Genomic DNA, 15790 nt, shown 5'->3' on the forward strand with positions numbered 1-15790 from the left:
GCGCTCCAAGGCGCCGTTCCACTTGGTGAGTTGGCGGTATCCGATGAGGGCCGCGGCGACGCCGACGAAGGCGAGGAAGTGCTCCGCCTTGCGTTCGTAGCGGCGATGCGGGCGGCGGCATCCGGCGAGCCAGGAAGTTGGGTCGGCCGCGTTCCCCGCATTCCGCTCTCCAGTGATCACATCCGTTTGGGCGCGGTGGGCCGTCCGGCATGAATGTCTTCATGGCATTGACGGCAGATCACCAAAGTCTTCCGCCGTCGCATGGCCATGAGGCGAACCCACGCGGGTTTCTCGCGCCGTCCTGGCTGGTTGAGGTCGGTGAGGTCGCTGTGCGTTGTTGCACCCACAACTCATCCGGCACTAACCGCTCAACAACACTCGTCATACACAGCACCACGACCCACCGAGCCAAACGAAACGACGCCGAAGCTCGAAGAAGCTCAGAGATCCGGACACCTGCGGAACCTGATCAAGTCCTGTTACGGACCGGCTACCTTCGCCGCCCCCGCTTGCTCGGCTGATCACCATGTGCCGACGGTCCGGTATCCGACGCCGGCCCGGCCTCGAACGACGACTCCGCATACGGATACCCGTAGAGACTGGGAAGGTACAGTCCCGGTTGCGCCGTATTCGCCGGATAGCCATCCGCGCCGGAATGACCACTGACCCAGGCAGCCGACTCCCGCGTAGCGGCAGCATCCCAGGCGGACGAGCCAGCAGAATACGATGAGGGAACCACGGAAGCAGCGTCCGACATCCCCTCCGTCCCCGGAGGAAACGCAGCGGAGTGGCTGCCACTCCCCTGCAACGGATACCCTCCGGGTCCACGGGAACTGTAATAACCCACCGGATTCTGCGAGTGCCGCGGCACCTGCGGGTCGATATGGTACCCCTTGTCGGGACGGCCCGGAACACGCTCCTTCAACGCGATCCCATTATCAATCAGAACCTGAATCTCCGCAGCACTCGCCACATTTTGCAGGTGGAGGAGGTTGTGCATCCGCAGCCTGGCCTTATTCTCCCCATCAGACGCACCCTCCCTTCTAAATGTGGGGAGGTGACCGCGAGGGACGAGCGGCTGGCCGTCTTCCTGCAGCGTGTACAATTTCGCCATCTCGAAAGCGCCGCCTGCTCTGGCCGACGCGGAATCTTCCTCACTCTGCCGCGGCACCTGCGGGTCGATATAGTAACCCTTGTCGGGACGGCCCGGAACACGCTCCTTCAACGCGATCCCGTTATCAATCAGAACCTGAACCTCCGCAGCACTCGCCACATTTTGCAGGTGGAGGAGGTTGTGCATCCGCAGCCTGGCCTTATTCTCCCCATCAGACGCACCCTCCCTTCTAAATGTGGGGAGGTGACCGCGGGGGACGAGCGGCTGGCCGTCTTCCTGCGGCGTGTACAATTTCGCCATCTCGAAAGCGCCGCCTGCTCTGGCCGACGCGGAATCTTCCTCACTCTGCCGCGGCACCTGCGGGTCGATATAGTAACCCTTGTCGGGACGGCCCGGAACACGCTCCTTCAACAAGATCCCGTTATCACTCAGAACCTGAACCTCCGCAGCACTCGCCACATACTTCGGTTTGAGGAGGTTGTGCATCCGCAGCCTGGCCTTATTCTCCCCATCAGACGCACCGTTCCTTTTTCTTGTGGGGAGGTGACCGCGGGGGACGAGCGGCTGGCCGTCTTCCTGCAGCGTGTACAATTTCGCCATCTCGAAAGCGCCGCCTGCTCTGGCCGACGCGGAATCTTCCTCACTCTGCCGCGGCACCTGCGGGTCGATATAGTAACCCTTGTCGGGACGGCCCGGAACACGCTCCTTCAACAAGATCCCGTTATCACTCAGAACCTGAACCTCCGCAGCACTCGCCACATTTTCCAGGTGGAGGAGCTTGTGCATCCGCAGCCTGGCCTTATTCTCCCCATCAGACGCACCGTTCCTTTTTCTTGTGGGGAGGTGACCGCGAGGGACGAGCGACCGGCCGTCTTCCTGCAGCGTGTACAAAGCCCTGATCTCCTGATCCATGAAACTCTCCATTATCCAGCCGCGAACACTCCTTGCCCTCACTACGCGCCACACCACCCGCCAGTTCACCCCCCCACACTTAGACGTCGTTTTATTTGGTGAGTCGGCGGTGGCCGATGAGGGCCGCGGCGATGCCGACGAAGGCGAGGAAGTGCTCGGCTTTGCGTTCGTAGCGGCGGTGCAGGCGGCGGCATCCGGCGAGCCAGGAGACCGTCCTCTCGACGACCCAGTGGTGACGTCCCAGCCGTGTGGAGGATTCGATGCCTTTGCGGGCGATGCGGTGGCGGATGCGTCTCTCGCGGAGCCATCGGCGCAGGTGGTGGTAGTCGTAGCCCTTGTCCGCATGAAGCCTGGCAGGTCGTCGTCGGCGGGGGCCGCGGCGGGATCGGACGGGTGGGGTTCCTCGCACGAGCGGTTCCAGGCCGAGGCTGTCGTGCATGTTCGCGCCGGAGAATGCCCAGCGAGAGCGGTAGACCGTTCCGGTCCGTGATCAAGTGGATTTTCGGATCCTGGTTTGCCGCGGTCGGTCGGATTCGGTCCTGTCAGTGGCCCCCTTCTGCGGCCCGGACGCTGACGGAGTCGATGACGCAGCGCGACCAGTCCAGTTCTCCCCGGGCGCCGAGTTCGTCGAGGACGACCCGGTGGAGCCTGGCCCAGACTCTCTCCCGGCTCCACCGGGCGAAACGTCGGTAGACCGTGGGCCAGGCCGGTCACGCACTGCTCAACGACCCACCGAACCAAACGAAACGACGCCGAAGCTCGAAGAAGCTCAGAGATCCGGACACCTGCGGAACCTGATCAAGTCCTGTTACGGACCGGCTACCTTCGCCGCCCCCGCTTGCTCGGCTGATCACCATGTGCCGACGGTCCGGTATCCGACGCCGGCCCGGCCTCGAACGACGACTCCGCATACCGATACCCGTAGGAACTGGGAAGGTACAGTCCCGGTTGCGTCGTATTCACCGGATAGCCATCCCCGCCGTAATGACCACTGACCTGGGGGGCCGACTCCCGCATAGCGGCAGCATCCCAGGCGGACGAACCGGCAGAATACGATGAGGGAACCGCGGAAGCAGCGTCCGACATCCCCTCCGTCCATGGAGGAAACGCAGCGGAGTGGTTGCCACTCTCCTGCGACGGATACCCCTCCGGGACACGGGAACTGTAATAGCCCACCGGATTCTGCGACTGCCGTGGCACGTTCGGGTCGATATGGTAACCCTTGTCGGGACGGCCCGGAACACGCTCCTTCAACGCGATCCCGTTATCACTCAGAACCTGAACCTCCGCAGCACTCGCCACATAATTCGGGTTGAGGAGCTTGTACATCCGCAGCCTGGCCTTATTCTCCTCAGCAGGCGCACCATCCCTTCTACTTGCGGGGAGGTGACCGTAGGGGACGGGTGGCTGGCCGTTGTCCTGCAGCGTGTACAGTTTCGCCATCTCGAAAGCGCCGTCTGCTTTGGCCGACGCGAAAGTTTCCTCACTCTGCCGTGGCACGTTCGGGTCGATATGGTAACCCTTGTCGGGACGGCCCGGAACACGCTCCTTCAACGCGATCCCGTTATCACTCAGAACCTGAACCTCCGCAGCACTCGCCACATAATTCGGGTTGAGGAGCTTGTGCATCCGCTGCCTGGCCTTATGCTCTTCAGCAGGCGCACCAGCCCTTTCATTTGTGGGGAGGTGACCGTAGGGGACGGGTGGCTGGCCGTTGTCCTGCAGCGTGTACAGTTTCGCCATCTCGAAAGCGCCGTCTGCTTTGGCCGACGCGAAAGTTTCCTCACTGTGCCGTGGCACGTTCGGGTCGATATGGTAACCCTTGTCGGGACGGCCCGGAACACGCTCCTTCAATGCGATCCCGTTATCACTCAGAACCTGAACCTCCGCAGCACTCGCCGCATAATTCGGGTTGAGGAGGGTATGCATCCGCTGCCTGGCCTTATGCTCCTCAGCAGGCGCACCATCCCTTCTACTTGTGGGGAGGTGACCGTAGGGGACGGGTGGCTGGCCGTTGTCCTGCAGCGTGTACAGTTTCGCCATCTCGAAAGCGCCGTCTGCTTTGGTCGACGCGGAAGTTTTCTCACTGTGCCGTGGCACGTTCGGGTCGATATGGTAACCCTTGTCGGGACGGCCCGGAACACGCTCCTTCAATGCGATCCCGTTATCACTCAGAACCTGAACCTCCGCAGCACTCGCCCGAAGTTTCGGTTTGAGGAGGGTATGCATCCGCTGCCTGGCCTTATTCTCCTCGGCAGGTGCACCATCCCTTCTACTTGCGGGGAGGTGACCGTAGGGGACGGGTGGCTGGCCGTCGTCCTGCAGCGTGTACAGTTTCGCCATCTCGAAAGCGCCGTCTGCTTTGGCCGACGCGGAAGTTTCCTCACTGTGCCGTGGCACGTTCGGGTCGATATGGTAACCCTTGTCGGGACGGCCCGGAACACGCTCCTTCAACGCGATCCCGTTATCACTCAGAACCTGAACCTCCGCAGCACTCGCCGCATAATTCGGGTTGAGGAGCCTGTGCATCCGCTGCCTGGCCTTATGCTCCTCAGCAGGCGCACCAGCCCTTTCACTTGTGGGGAGGTGACCGTAGGGGACGGGCGGCCGGCCGTCGTCCTGCAGCGTGTACAGTTTCGCCATCTCGAAAGCGCCGCCCGCTCTGGCCGACGCGGAATCTTCCTCACTCTGCCGCGGCACGTTCGGGTCGATATGGTAACCCTTGTCGGGACGGCCCGGAACACGCTCCTTCAACGCGATCCCGTTATCACTCAGAACCTGAACCTCCGCAGCACTCGCCGCATAATTCGGGTTGAGGAGCCTGTGCATCCGCTGCCTGGCCTTATGCTCCTCAGCAGGCGCACCAGCCCTTCTACTTGTGGGGAGGTGACCGCGAGGGACGAGCGACCGGCCGTCATCCTGCAGCGTGTACAAAGCCCTGATCTCCTGATCCATGAAACTCTCCATCTCTAGCCGCGAACACTCCTTGCCCCCACTACGCGCCACACCACCCGCCAGTTCACCCCCACACTTCGGCGTCGTTTCGTTTGGCTCGGTGGGTCGTTGTGCCGTGTATGACGAGTCTTGTTGAGCGGCTGGTGCCGGATGAGTTGTGGGTGTTGTTCCGTCGGGTGGTGCCGCCAACGCAGGTGATACGTCCGCAGGGTGGAGGCCGGGCCCGGGCGGGGGATCGTGAGGTGCTGGCGGCGATCTTGTTCGTGGCCACGTCGGGCTGTACATGGCGGCAGCTGCCGCCGGTGTTCGGGCCGGCCTGGCCCACGGTGTACCGGCGGTTCGCGCAGTGGTCGGAAGCGCGGGTGTGGGCCCGGCTCCACCGCGTCGTCCTCGACGAACTCGGTGCCCACGGTGAGCTGGACTGGTCGCGGTGCGCGATTGATTCCGTCAGTGTCCGGGCGGCAAAAGGGGGCCGTTGACGGGACCGAATCCGACCGACCGTGGCAAGGCGGGTTCGAAAATCCACCTGATCACCGACCGGAACGGTCTTCCGCTGTCGCTGGGAATATCCGGCGCCAAGATGCACGACAGTCAGGGCCTGGAGCCGCTCGTGCGCGGCATTCCGCCCATCCGCTCCCGGCGTGGCCCCCGCCGCCGGCGGCAAGGAACGTTGATCCGGCTCCAGGCCGAGCACCTGCCGAAGGAGCGGGACGCTCCGCCGGTGTGGTTGTGGTCCTCGAAGACCGGCGCCACCCCGGACGACGTGGACCGTTTCCGGCAGGCGTTCCTCCACCGCTTCGACCTGGAGCACACCTTCCGCTCCGCGAAGCAGACCCTCGGCCGGACCACCCCCGCGAGGGCCGTGAGGGTCGAGCCCACGGCGGGGATCATCGACGCGTGGTCGGTGCGGGCCGCCGCGACGATGCCGGCATCCTCACGCGGCTACGACGGCGGAAAGAAGGTGCCGCAAGCGGCACATCGTCACCGACACCCTCGGTCTGCGCCTGGTCGTCGCGGTCACGGCCGCGAACATCGGTGACCAGGACGCAGCGGCGGCCCACAGCGGAGTCGTCGCTTCGACTGGTACCAGGAGGCGCTTGGCTCAGCCGGCGCGCCGCGTCGAGTTCCGCGTGGAGTCCTCCAGGCTCGCGGCGGCCTCCGGCGTCAGGTCGAAGCCCGCGGGCAGCGGCAGCAGAGCGGCGGGCAGCGGAGAGACGGGAAGCCGCAGTGCGCGGTCGTCCGTCGACGGCTCCTGCGAGGACGGGGCCTTTGCCTCGACCGCCTCGTGCCGCCGCCGCTTGAGCAGACCATGGGGCGCGAAACGACGGGCCGTATCTCGTTCGGGCATGTGCGTACTCCCTGGACCTTGAGCCGTGGAACACCGGACCGGTATCCGATACGGGAAGCACAACGGCCCCCGCGCCTCAGCGGTTCAGCATTGCGAGTGATTCCCGACCAGTCGCGGATGTTCCCTCAAGGAGCGGTGCCCGCCTGCCCAGGCGGGCTGGATCTGGCGGTTCACCAGATGCGGGCGTTGGGACCCGGCGAACTCTGGGGCGGGCTCGAAGAAGCGGTCGTTGGTACCCAGTAGGACGATGTCGCCCGGCGGACGGGGCGACCGGTGCCCTTGAGGACATTGGACGTCGGGGGTTTCCCTCAACCGCGCACTGGAACTGTCCGACAGCCTTCTCGACCGTCAACATGGCCAAGAACTCATAGGAGTTGGGGGCAGGAGCACACAGGGATCAGTGTCAGGCGGGCTGTCGGCCGGTCGCGAAGTACGCGGCGAACCCGATCAGACACACACCGGTCGCGCGCTGGATGACGCGGTCGACTCGCGCCGACACGGAGGCACGCCGCAGTTGCGCACCCACCACCGTGTAGCCGATCGCGACGGCGAACTCGACCGCCAGGTAGGCCACGCCGACCGTCAGGAGACCTGCGGTGAGCGGTCCTGGACCGGACACGAACTGGGGCAGCAGCGCGGCGAACAGCACGACGGCCTTGGGATTGGTACCGGCCACTACGAACTCCTCACGACTCAACGCCCACACGCCAGGTGCCCTTGAGTCCGCCCCCGTCATCGCATCGTCGGCGGCTCCTGGTGCCACGCGCCGCGACGACCGCAGGATCCGCACCCCGAGGTACAGCAGGTAGACGACCCCGGTCCACTTGATGGCGGTGAACAACCGTTCGGACTGGAGAAGCAGCGTGCCAAGACCGGCGCTGACCAGCACTATCATCACTGCGAACGCGGCCAGCCTGCCGCCTACGGCGAGGAGCGCCGCACGAGGACCCCGCCGGTACGCGTTCCGCAGGCCCAGCAACTGGTTGGCTCCCGGGATCACCGAGATGGTCAGGGATGCCAGCACGAAGGCAGGCCAATCAATCGCCATGAAACGATCTCCCTCGGACATGGTGGCTTCATCGACGTCTCACGACAGCGGATGTGGACGACTTCGGGACTGCCTCCCGAACTGCCCGATAAACGCTGCTCTGCGACGTGAACAGAGCCGGCCCGGAAAGGGGCCACCGCGCAGCGGGTGTACGCGACAGGCCTGTCGAGCCTGCCCGCCCACAGGCGGGCGTGCCTCACAAGCAGGCGGCCAGCCGCCCGGCGGTGCCCACCCGGCCGGACGCGGCGGCCTGGTGCACCGCGGCGACGAGGTTGGTGCGTTCGGTCTCGCGCCACTCAAGCGCCTGGTCGTGCGCGGTGAACGTCAAGGGGTGGCAGCCGGGGGGCAGTGGTTCGAGGGGGCCCCGGCGCCGCTCCGGGTTGAGGTGGGCGTCGGCGGCGTCCGCGGTGTGCAGGTACCAGGACCACAGCCGTTCCAAAGCCCCGTCCCGCTCCTGCGGTGTCTCTTCGGCGAGGACCCGCTCGACGGCGTAGACGCGCAGCAGGTCGTGCAGGATGTAGCGACCTGCCGCGCGTGCGCTGAGCAGGTGGGCGCCGGTGAGCTCACCGAGCAGGCGTTGGGTCTCCCGCGGGGAGAGTCCGGCGAGGGCCGCCGCCGCGGGCACGGAGAGGTCGGGACCGGAGTGCAGTCCCAGCAGGCTGAACAGCCGGGCGGCCGGTGCGGACAGGGCTTCGTAGGACGACGAGAATACGGCGCGTATGTCCGTGGTGGGGTCGTACCCGGTGAACGCGTCCAGGCTGCCCTGGTTGTCGCGCAGTTCCTGGGCGATGGCGTCGAGCGTGAACCCTGGGTAGGTGGCCGCCCGGGCGGCGACGATCGCGAGGGCGAGCGGCAGCCGGGCGCAGAGCGTGATCAGCTCGTCGGCCGCCCTGGGCTCCGCCGCCAGCCGTGCGGCGCCGATGCGGCGCGCGAGGAAGCCGTGCGCCTCGGCGGGCGTCATCGGGTTGAGCGTCAGCGGGTGTGCCCCGTCGTTGGCGACCAGGCCCGTCAGCTGGCTGCGGCTGGTCACGATGACCAGGCACCCGAAGGAGCCCGGCAGCAGAGGACGGATCTGCTCGGCGTCGCGGGCGTTGTCGAGGAGGATCAGCATCCGGCGGCCGGCGAGCAGGCTGCGGTACAGCGCCGCTTGTGCCTCGGGGGAGGCGGGGATGTTCGGCGCGGGTACGCCGAGCGCGTCGAGGAAGATGCGGATGGCCTCCGCCGGCGGCATGGCTGAGCCGGTCGGATGGAGGCCGTGCAGGTTGATGTACAGCTGGCCGTCGGGGAAGCGGTGGGCGATCCGGTGTGCCCAGTGCACGGCAAGGGTGGTCTTGCCGATGCCCGCCATGCCGCCGATCGCACTGATCAGCAGTGTGGCCGGCGGCTCTCCATCGTCGGGCAGGAGGCCCTTGAGCTGCGCCAGCTCGGCTTCCCGGCCGGTAAAGGTGCCCAGGTCGGCGGGCAACTGCGCGGGGCTGACCGGTTGCCTCGCCGTCGGGGATGCGATCGGGTCCTTGCGCTCCCACGGGGGCTCCTGGGACTCCGCAGGCGCTGAGACGGACAGGTCGAGCGCCGCGTCGGCCGCCAGAATACGGTTGTGCAGCTCCCGCAGCGCCGCGCCGGGCTCGATGCCCAGCTCGGCGACCAGAGTGCCGCGGGTCTTGCGGTACGCCGCCAGCGCCTCGGCCTGCCGCCCCGACCGGTACAGCGCCAGCATCAACAGCCGGCACAGCTGTTCGCGCAACGGGTGCTCGCCGGTCAGTGCGGTCAGCTCGGCGATCACCTCCCTGTGGCGCCCGAGCTGGACATCGATGTCCAGCCGGGCCTCCAGCGCGACCAGTCGCACCTCGGCCAGCCGGGAGCGCTCGGCCTCGGCCAGCGGGCCGGGCAGCCCGGCCAGCGGCGCCCCCTCCCATCGGTCGAGCGCGGCGTGCAGCAGCTCGGCGGCGGCCGACACCTCGCCCGCGGCGCGCAGCTTCGCCGCCTGGGCGACACGCTGCTCGAACACACCCAGGTCCAGGGCGCGGTCCGGGACCCGGGCCAGGTATCCGTCCGCCGCCGAGACCACCACCTGCGGAGACTCACCGGCGTCGCGTCCGGGTTCGAGCACCTTGCGCAGCCGGGACGCATAGGTGCGCAGCACGGAGAGGGCCGCGGACGGGGGCTCCGCGCCCCAGATGGCGTGGATGAGCTCGTCGACGGTGACGGGGCGTCCGCGCCGCAGCAGCAGCGCCGCCAGCACCACTCGCTGCTGCGGCGAGCCCAAGTCCAGCTCACGTTCGCCGTGCCACGCCCTGACCGGCCCCAGCACGGCGAAGCGCAGGGAATCTTCCTGCTCCGCGTTCATGGACACGGTCCGCACGGCCCGGATCACCGGTGGCGTGCCGGCCGCCAGGTGATCTGCGACGGGCGGCTTGTCATACCGCTGGCCACATGTGGTTTTCATGGTGATCAGTTCTTCCGGATTCGTCTCGGGATGAACGCTGTCACTGGGCCCTGTCCGATGGGCTCGGCGCCGGGCGCCGCGGGTCGGCGGCGCCCGGCAGGGTTCATCGGCGTGGTTCCCAACGGAAGAGACGGGAGGCCAGGGCGACGGCGACGACGACCCAGCCCAGTGTGGGGACCAGCAGGATCAGCGAGTCCCCGATGGGTACGGCGCCGTTCCAGGCATTGACGACAAGCTCGGTGGCCGCGCCGCCGGGAAGCACCCGCTTGAGCAGGGCGAGGTCCTCAGTGCCGGTGAGGCCTACCCAGCTGGCGACCGCGATCACCGACAGGCTGACGGGTAGCGTCGTCACCTGAGCGTGCTCCGGCGAGTTCGTGAGCCCCGCCGTGGCGAGTGCCAGGCCGACCATCATGGCCAGCGTGGCCAGGACGGCGGCCGCGAGGAGCGGGGCCTGGGACGGTTCGGTGGCGACCGTGCCCAGCACTATCAGGATCACGACCGCCTGGACCAGCGCGATGACAGTGACCGGCAGGAGCAGCCCGGTGAGGATGTGGACGTCGCCCGCGGCGGTGGAGCGCAGCCGCTTGAGAAAGAGGTTCTGCCGACGCGAGGCCAGCGTGGTCACGGCCGTGGTGTAGAGCCCGAAGGCCATCACGGTGAACATCACGATCGCCGCGATGTAGCCGAGGCCGGCCATCTCCTCGAAGATCTCGTGCTGGTAGACGAAGTACGCGCTGATGGCGACCGGCACGATAAGACCGGTGACCAGAACGAGCCGGTTCCGGAAAATCTGGATCAGCTCACTGAGAGCGACCGCGAACATGGGGTTGGGTCCCTTCGGGGCAGAGCGTTGGTTGGTTCAGCCGCCGGTGATGGCGCGGAAGACGTCGTCGAGGCGGGTCGGACCGGACTCCAGTTCACGGAAGTCCACCCTGGCGTCGTGCGCCCAGCCCAGCAGGCGGTAGAGGTCCTCTTGCAGGCGGAAGGTCTCCACGCGGAAGGCCCCGTCGACCTGTACGGCTCCCATGGGCGGCTCGGGAGCACCGGCCGGGAGAGCGAAGGTGATCACCGACGGCAGGGTGTGCGTCAGCTCGACGACGGTTCCCTCACGGTGGAAGGTCCCCTGGTGCATGAGCCCGATGCGATCGGCCCGTTGCTGCGCCTCCTCCAGGTAGTGAGTGGTGAGCACCACCGTGGATCCTTCGTCGCGCAGTCTGTCCACGGCGGCCCAGAGCGCGTCGCGGGACTGGATGTCCAGACCGGTCGTCGGCTCGTCCAGGATGACCAGCTCGGGCCCGCCGTACACGGCGGTGGCGAAGTCCAGACGTCGCTTCTCGCCGCCGGAGAGTTGCGACACCTTGGTGCCGGCTTTGCCGGTCAGCCCCACGATGCCCAGGACGCGGTCGATGTCGTCGTGCCGCCGCGTCAGCGTGCCGATCAGCCGGACCGACTCCTTCACCGTGAGATCCGGGGAGAAGCCGCTCTCCTGGAGCATGATGCCCATCCGCGAACGCACGGCAGCGCGGTCGCGGGGGCTTTGCCCCAGGACTCGGACGGTGCCCGATTCGGCCGGCCGGTGTCCTTCGATGACCTCAAGCGTCGAGGTCTTGCCTGCGCCGTTCGTGCCGAGCAATGCGTAGAACTCGCCACGCCGCACTTGAAACGAGAGGTCCTTCACGGCATGGAAATCGCCGTAACGGACGTTGAGGTTCGTGACCTCGATCACTGCTGTAGTGGACATGCCTCGATTCCACCGGCCCTGACCTGCTCCCGGTAGTGGCCCCACATCACGTCCGCGCCATGACATTCCTGGCAGGCACGCATGACACGGTGTCACTGGTGTACGGAAAGCCCGGCACGGATACTGGCTGGACGATGTCTGAAATTCCCGAGGCGCCGGCACAGGGACAGCTGCGCCGGCTCAACCTGATCACGCTGCTCCCGGTGGTCGCTGTCGGTGGGCTGTACCTGGTGGCGCTGGACGCCGAGTCCTGGTCGGACGCTGTGGTCCTGGGCCTGGGTGTGGTCGCGGCACTGGTCTCCTTCGTGTCCTGGGCGAAAGGCACTCTGGCCCGGGTCGCCGTACCGTGCCTGGTCATCACCGCGGGCGTCTGGCTCTTCGGTGTGCTGGGGACCGGGAGTGGGAAAGCGATCTTCGGCCTGTCCATCGTGGGCCCGCTGGTCGTGCCGCGGCTGGGCCGCCATCGTGGCGCCGCCGCCATCGCCCTGGTCGCGTACGTCGCCCTCGTCGGCGCGGCACGGTTCCTGATGACAGACGACGACCCGCGCCGGGTGCTGATCACGTATGTGATCGTCCCCGCGGGCGTCACCGCCATCGTGACCGGGCTGATGTTCCCCAACAAGCGGTTCTACGACGTCGTCCACGACTTGGAGGAGTCGCGTCGGCACGAGGCGGAGCTGGCCGTGGTGCGTGAGCGCATGCGGTTCGCCAGCGACCTGCACGACATCCAGGGGCACACCCTGCACGTGGTGAAGCTCAAGGCCGCCCTCGCACAGAAGCTGGTGCACCGCGACCCGGGCCGGGCGGAGCAGGAACTGCACGAGATCCACTCGCTCGTCAGCGACACCATCACTCAGACCAAGGAGCTCGTCTACGCACAGCGTCGACTCAACCTCCCCGCTGAGCTGGAGAACGCGAAGAACCTGTTCGAGGCCGCCGGCATCACGGTGCACATCCGCCGCGACGCGGACGCGGACGGTCGCGCGGGCGAGCTGCTCGGCCAGGTCCTGCGCGAGACAACGACCAACATCCTGCGGCACGCCGAGGCCGGGGAAGTGCGGATCACGCTGTCCGAGTCGGGCATCACCATCGTCAACGACGGCGTACCGGACAAGCCGCTCCCTGAACTCAGCGGTCTCGCCGTTCTCGAACAACGCGTGGCCGACAACGGGGGAAAACTCACGGTGGACCAGAAGAACGGGTATTTCGTGACCGCCGCCGACTTCCCGTCGCCCGGTCCCGAGACACAGGAGGCCCGATGACCACCATCGTCATCGCCGACGACGAGGCGCTCTTGCGCAAGGCGCTCGCCGCGCTGCTGCCGCTTGAGGGCGACATCACTGTCCGCGCCGAGGCCGAGGACGGCGAGGAGGCGGTCCGCGCCACCCTGCGGTACCAGCCGGACGTGCTCGTCATCGACCTGGAGATGCCCGGCGTCGACGGGCTCAGCGCCGTCTCGGCGATCCGCGGCGTCCGGCCGGAGCAGGTGATCCTCATGCTGACCAGGCACGCCCGGCCCGGAGTACTGCGCCGGGCACTCAAGCTCGGTGTCCAGGGATTCGTCAGCAAGTCCGCGGAACCGGCGCACATCGCGTCCGTCATCGCGACCCTGCACGAGGGACGGCGCTGGATCGACCCGGACGTCTCCGCGCTCGCCCTCATCGACGACTGCCCCCTCACCGACCGCGAGATCGACGTCCTGCGCGCCACGGCCGACGGCTACTCCGCCGTCGACATCGCCGGTCAGCTCCACCTCGCCGAGGGCACTGTCCGCAACTACCTGTCCAACGCGATGCGGAAGACCCAGACCCAGACCCGGCACGAAGCGGCGCGGTACGCCCGCGAGCACGACTGGTTGTGACCACCGGTAACCGGCTCGGCGCGTCCGCGCGGGGTGATGCCGTGCGCGGCCGTACGTAGCGGTGCGCCTGGCGAAACCGTTCTCGCGGCTCTCACCGATCGCGACGCACAGCGGAGCGAAAACACCGGCCGGGCGACCTCGGGCCTCAGTCCCCCGGATCCGGTACGCGGACGGCCCGGCGGACCATGGCGCGCAGGGTGGGCTCATCGAGGTGCTCGCCTCGATCCTGAACGGCGGACGTCACTCAAGGCGGGGGGAATCGCATCCCCACCGCGTTGATCAGAACTACTCGACGTCGGCCCGCCCTGTGGTGCGTATGTCTTCGCGGCGGCCGCGACAGATTCGACTGATGAGGATGATCCCGACGGACCATTGACGACTCGCAGCGGGGTGCTCGGGCTCAATGATGAGTAGCGTGCTTCCGCGATTGCCGAGTCCGCGCGCTCAAGAGAAGGGGGCGACGCGTCGACGGGGGAACGCCTGGTCACTTCGAACCCCGGCTCCCCGGCGAACTCGGAACCACCGCTGAGTCGCGCGGCTCGCCGAGCCCGCCCGCCTATTCGTTCCGCACTGGTGAGCGCGGCCGTCGCCCTGCTGCGGGCCTCCTCGCTCAGTCTGCTTGCGGAGCGGGACAGAGAGCTACCGGAGTGGGTTACCACCTCGGCCGCGGTGTCTCTGAAGTGGGCTACGTGTATGTGCAGCCTCTCCAATGGCCCGGTCTCCGCGTCGATAACACGGCGACGCCCCTCGCCAGTTCGCCACAGAGGGTCAAAATCGCTGCCGGAGTCGGGAGCCGTGGGATCGGGATGGGTCACATTCTCTCCTAGAGGCACGGTGAGTCACCGAGGGCAACGAGCAAACGGCACTCGTGGTTCACATCCAGGGCCTGCGTATTTCCCCCACGGTGGGGGAGGCCGTCCACGTACTACGGGCCGCACACCGCAACAGTTCAGCAGCTCCCGTTGATTTCATGCCGGCCATGACCGGCCGGATGTCAGGCTGTTCTGGCGCAAACCGGACCAGAGCCTTGACGGCCCCTCAACCGGTTCCTCTCGCCCGGGTGGTCCGGCTCGCGGGCAACCGACCGGCGACGGACAGGCAAGCACGCGAAGCACCTGGCGGCAGCCCGCCTCAACGGTGCCGGCCCGCCGCCCGGGCCGGTAAGGCCTCGATGTGAACCGAACGGACAGGGAAGCCGTAGAGACCTGTACCTGTGCGGGGCCGCTCCCTTTGGAAGCCTCTATCACCCGACCCCTGGGACCACCCAAAACAACTTGTCGGAGAAAAAAATGCCAAAATCCCCCTCGGAGAAAAAACGCGTCTTCTCGCCTGAGCAGAAAACGGCCGTGTTGAAAGAGTGGATCAAGTGGCACGAAGGCGGCGGAAATCAGCAAGGCTTTGTGGACGATTACAACAAGAGGACCGGGGTACGGGAAAACCCCAGAAAACAAATCACGAAGTGGCTTATCAGCGATTGGTTGGCAGCGGCGAGGGAGAATCCGAAAAAGTTCCCCGACCTGAAAAGCGACCTGCCGGAAGCCCCCAAGAAGAACCACAGTAATCTCTCGAAGGAGGAAAAGGGATCCGCCTTGAACGAGTTGGTGAAGTGGCAGGAATCCGGCAGGACTTGGGCTGATTTCATAGACGATTACAATAAGAGGACCGGGGTGCGGGGAAACCCCAAAAAACAAATCACCGAGCCAACTCTCAGCAAGTGGGTGAAAGCAGCGGCGGAGAATCCGGAAAAGTTCCCCGGACTGGAAAGCGGCACGCAGGAAGCCTTGAAGAAATTTCGGGCCCGCCACGCCTGCGGCAGCCGGCACTCTACTAACGGTAAGAAACCGTACGACCAGGCGGTGGCCTATCCGCTTCCATCCGATATGGCCGACCTGTATGACATTGTCTCTTCACAGCTCGAATCAGAGCTCGCCGCCGACACCTCGTCCATCAACCCCCCTCCGGACTACGCATACCCGTCCTACTACGGACAGGAGTACGGGCAGGAGTACGGACAGGACTCCTCCTACGCCGCCGGCGGAACGTATGCCATGCCACAGGGAATGGAACCGACATTCGCGGCCCCCACGAATCCCTACGCGACGTATGCCGCGTCCGCCGCGCCCGATCCCTACGGCACCAGTCAGTCCAGTGGTCAGGGAGGGTGGCAGCAGGGTGTGGCCGTATCCACGTACCCGCCGGTCAGCCCTTACGCCGCGGAAGCCGGCCAGTACAACGCCTGGGTGACCAACGAGCACCAAACGTCCGGCCCGTCCACCGGCTACCAGCCACACGCACCCACCGCACACAACCAGGGCGAACGCAAAACAAGGGGCCAAAAGCGCTGACCTCCAACCTCGGGTTGAGT

11 protein-coding genes and 4 pseudogenes are annotated in these 15790 nt (G+C 66.5%); 5 read left to right on the forward strand and 10 right to left on the reverse strand.

Translation table 11 applies throughout. The features are described 5' to 3' along the window. Positions 1-24: 24 nt before the first annotated feature. The 5 genes and pseudogenes from ABTZ59_RS12535 to ABTZ59_RS12555 form a co-directional block, all read right to left on the reverse strand. Positions 25-138 (reverse strand): annotated as a pseudogene (locus ABTZ59_RS12535) (IS5/IS1182 family transposase); the annotation flags it as partial. A 38-nt stretch (positions 139-176) separates the two neighbouring features. Continuing rightward, the gene (locus ABTZ59_RS12540) at positions 177-347 is read right to left on the reverse strand and encodes an HNH endonuclease (protein ID WP_351394954.1); all 171 of its coding nucleotides are present in this window, start codon (positions 345-347) and stop codon (positions 177-179) included. A gap of 143 nt (positions 348-490) precedes the next feature. After that, a complete protein-coding gene (locus ABTZ59_RS12545) occupies positions 491-2026 on the reverse strand; it encodes a hypothetical protein (protein WP_351394956.1) in 1536 nt (511 codons plus the stop codon). 91 nt (positions 2027-2117) lie between these two features. Continuing rightward, positions 2118-2724 (reverse strand): annotated as a pseudogene (locus ABTZ59_RS12550) (IS5 family transposase); the annotation flags it as partial. Between the two features lie 121 nt (positions 2725-2845). Continuing rightward, positions 2846-4981: a hypothetical protein gene (locus ABTZ59_RS12555; protein ID WP_351394959.1), complete on the reverse strand. Its 2136-nt coding sequence runs from the start codon at positions 4979-4981 to the stop codon at positions 2846-2848. A 119-nt stretch (positions 4982-5100) separates the two neighbouring features. Between ABTZ59_RS12555 and ABTZ59_RS12560 the strand changes: the two are divergent. Both ABTZ59_RS12560 and ABTZ59_RS12565 read left to right on the forward strand, forming a co-directional pair. Then, positions 5101-5654 (forward strand): annotated as a pseudogene (locus ABTZ59_RS12560) (IS5 family transposase); the annotation flags it as partial. Beyond that, positions 5643-5834 (forward strand): annotated as a pseudogene (locus ABTZ59_RS12565) (NF041680 family putative transposase); the annotation flags it as partial. The pseudogenes ABTZ59_RS12560 and ABTZ59_RS12565, both read left to right, overlap by 12 nt. A 249-nt stretch (positions 5835-6083) precedes the next feature. On the opposite strand, the gene ABTZ59_RS12575 reads toward ABTZ59_RS12565, so the two are convergent. From ABTZ59_RS12575 to ABTZ59_RS12595, 5 genes are all read right to left on the reverse strand, one after another. Further along, on the reverse strand, positions 6084-6329 hold the full coding sequence (locus ABTZ59_RS12575) for a hypothetical protein (RefSeq protein WP_351395066.1): 246 nt from the start codon (positions 6327-6329) through the stop codon (positions 6084-6086). A 403-nt stretch (positions 6330-6732) separates the two neighbouring features. Beyond that, complete coding sequence (locus ABTZ59_RS12580) at positions 6733-7377, reverse strand: LysE family translocator (protein ID WP_351394962.1); 645 nt, start codon at positions 7375-7377, stop codon at positions 6733-6735. Between the two features lie 196 nt (positions 7378-7573). Next, the gene (locus tag ABTZ59_RS12585) at positions 7574-9823 is read right to left on the reverse strand and encodes an AfsR/SARP family transcriptional regulator (protein ID WP_351394964.1); all 2250 of its coding nucleotides are present in this window, start codon (positions 9821-9823) and stop codon (positions 7574-7576) included. 103 nt (positions 9824-9926) lie between these two features. After that, on the reverse strand, positions 9927-10646 hold the full coding sequence (locus ABTZ59_RS12590) for an ABC transporter permease (RefSeq protein WP_351394966.1): 720 nt from the start codon (positions 10644-10646) through the stop codon (positions 9927-9929). Positions 10647-10682: 36 nt separating this feature from the next. Continuing rightward, positions 10683-11564, reverse strand: a complete 882-nt coding sequence (locus ABTZ59_RS12595) for an ABC transporter ATP-binding protein (RefSeq protein ID WP_351394968.1) — start codon at positions 11562-11564, stop codon at positions 10683-10685. A gap of 134 nt (positions 11565-11698) precedes the next feature. Between ABTZ59_RS12595 and ABTZ59_RS12600 the strand changes: the two genes are divergently transcribed. From ABTZ59_RS12600 to ABTZ59_RS12610, 3 genes are all read left to right on the forward strand, one after another. Next, positions 11699-12826: a sensor histidine kinase gene (locus ABTZ59_RS12600; RefSeq protein WP_351394971.1), complete on the forward strand. Its 1128-nt coding sequence runs from the start codon at positions 11699-11701 to the stop codon at positions 12824-12826. Next, positions 12823-13425, forward strand: a complete 603-nt coding sequence (locus ABTZ59_RS12605; protein WP_351394974.1) for a response regulator transcription factor — start codon at positions 12823-12825, stop codon at positions 13423-13425. Before ABTZ59_RS12600 ends, ABTZ59_RS12605 begins: the two co-directional genes overlap by 4 nt. Positions 13426-14699: 1274 nt before the next feature. Further along, positions 14700-15770 (forward strand): hypothetical protein, encoded by a 1071-nt coding sequence (locus ABTZ59_RS12610; protein WP_351394977.1) that lies wholly within the window; start codon positions 14700-14702, stop codon positions 15768-15770. The last annotated feature ends 20 nt before the right edge of the window (positions 15771-15790 follow it).

It is taken from the genome of Streptomyces sp. NPDC094034 (genome assembly GCF_040303865.1).
Lineage (GTDB): Bacteria > Actinomycetota > Actinomycetes > Streptomycetales > Streptomycetaceae > Streptomyces.